Raw genomic sequence first — 2,097 nt, forward strand, 5'->3', positions numbered from 1 at the left:
CTCGCCGCCGGAATAGATTCGTGGGCGTTCCCGCCATCGCGACACCGGCCGCGGCCGGTAGCCGTCGGTCTGAAACCACCGTCCGTCGAAGGTGGACGGTCCGCCGGCCAGAAGCGCGCGCACCACCGTGATCCATTCGCGCCCATAGGCATAGCGTTCGTCGTGCGCACCGAAGGTCAGCCCGAGCCGGCGTGCCTCTGTGGTGAACCAGCCGTTCACCAGGTTGATCGCGAAACGGCCGCCACTGATCTCCTCGATCTGCAACGCCATCTTGGCCAGCACCGCGGGTGGGAAGGTGTAGGGCTTGACCGCGGCGATGATCTCGATCCGGTCGGTCAGCGCGGCCAGCGCCGCCGCCAGGGTCCACGCTTCACCCTGGTCATAGTCCTCACCGTAGGGACTGATGAACAGCTGCGCGATGAGCGTGCTGTCGTAGCCCAGTTGCTCGGCGAGCAGCACTTGAGCACGCACACGTTCCCAGCGGGCGTCGTGCGGGTCCTCCGGGTGATGAGGTGACCCGAACGTGCCCTCCTCCAGCGCCCACACCCCGAACCGCGGCGCCATGCTATTTGACGATGAGCTTGCGCTGCGAGGCCATGGTGAAGACGGCCGCCACGATGATCACCAGACCCTTGATGATGGTCTGCGTGTAGTCGGCCGCGCCGATCTGGTTCAGCCCATTGGACAGCACGGTGAGGATCAGCACGCCGAGCACGGTGCGGCCCACGCCACCGACGCCGCCCGACAGGGCGGTGCCACCGATCACGATGGCGGCCACCGAGTCGAGCAGGATCTGTGAACCCAATGTCGGTCCCGCCGCGCCCAGTTGGGCGGTCAGCAGCAGGCCGGCCAGTCCGGCGGTGATCCCGGAGACCACCAGGATGAGCACCTTGACCCGGCGGGTCTTCACACCGGCGAGTTCGACGACCTTCTCGTTTCCTCCGATGGCGTACACGTACAGCCCGAACCGGGTGCGCCGCGCGAAGAACCACACCACTGCCAGCGCCAGCAACGCGATCAGCGCGGCATTCTGGATGTTCGGGATGAACTGCCCGATCGCCAGATCCCGGATGCCCTGGTTGGTGAAGTTGATGGTGCTGCCCTGCAGGATGGTCAGGCCGATCCCGGCGAACAGCGACAGGGTGCCCAGGGTGGCGATGAACGACGGCACCCGGCCGTAGGCGAACACCACGCCGTTGAGCAGGCCGATGGCCGCACCGACGGCAACGGCGATGAGCAGCACCAGGAACGGGTTGCCGAATCCGTCGTTGATCAGTGAGGCCACCACCGCCCCGGTGAGCAGGGCGATGGACCCGACCGACAGGTCGACGCTGCCGGCCACGACCACCAGGGTCGCGCCCAGCGAGGCCAGCAGAAGGATGCCTGCCTGCCCGCTGATCAAGGTGAGGTTGGCCGCCGTCAGGAACGCCTCGGCACGAACCGAGAAGAACACCACCAGGGCCAGCAGCGCCGCCAGCGGCAGCACATCCCGCACCAGGTTCACCCGGGCGAACAGTCCAGATGGTGAACTATTGGGCGTGGCAACGGGTTCGGTTGAGATGGACTCTTGGGCGGGGGCGGTGAGCTCAGTGGTCATTGGTCATCCGATGGTGGTAGGGACGGCGGTGGCGCCGGGGATCATCAGGGCTACGAGATCGTGTTCGTCGGGTTTGGCATCCGCCGGTGCGTCCACGACGGCCACCAGTCGGCCTTCGGTGATGACCGCGACCCGGTGGGACAACCCGATCAACTCCGGCAGGTCGTCGCTGACCAGGACTATCGTGGTGCCGGCTGCGGCCACCGTGCGCAGCAGGTCGTAGATGCCTTCGCGGGCGCCGGTGTCCACGCCCTGGGTGGGCTCGTCGAGGACCAGGATGTCCGGTTGGCGGAGCAGCCATTTGGCGATGAGCACCTTCTGCGCATTTCCGCCCGACAGGGAGGACACCGGGGCGTCGATGCTCTCGGCGACGATGCCCAGTTCCTCGACGTACTGCTGGGCCACCTTGCGGGCACGGCCCACCGCCCACAACCCGACCCGGCGGGTGGCGAACCGGTCGTGCAGGGAGGCCAACTGGATGTTGTCGGCGATGGACTGCG

General features: G+C 67.1%; 3 protein-coding genes. All 3 read right to left on the reverse strand.

Annotated features, from left to right (window positions below; genetic code table 11):
* A partial coding sequence (locus H7J86_RS00095) for an LLM class flavin-dependent oxidoreductase (protein ID WP_267288618.1) occupies window positions 1–564 on the reverse strand: 564 nt, incomplete at its 3' end.
* A 1-nt stretch (window position 565) separates the two neighbouring features.
* The gene (locus H7J86_RS00100; protein ID WP_235632884.1) at window positions 566–1,597 is read right to left on the reverse strand and encodes an ABC transporter permease; all 1,032 of its coding nucleotides are present in this window, start codon (window positions 1,595–1,597) and stop codon (window positions 566–568) included.
* A gap of 3 nt (window positions 1,598–1,600) precedes the next feature.
* Window positions 1,601–2,097 (reverse strand): ATP-binding cassette domain-containing protein (locus tag H7J86_RS00105; RefSeq protein ID WP_267288620.1); only part of this gene is annotated, 497 nt, incomplete at its 5' end.

Origin of the sequence: Mycobacterium hackensackense, from assembly GCF_025822555.1 — a bacterium.
Lineage (GTDB): Bacteria > Actinomycetota > Actinomycetes > Mycobacteriales > Mycobacteriaceae > Mycobacterium > Mycobacterium fluoranthenivorans.

What these genes read in the sequence shown, in the direction of transcription:
- H7J86_RS00100 (WP_235632884.1), bottom strand. Translation starts at nt 1,597, where the DNA reads ATGACCACTGAGCTCACCGCCCCCGCCCAAGAGTCCATCTCAACCGAA.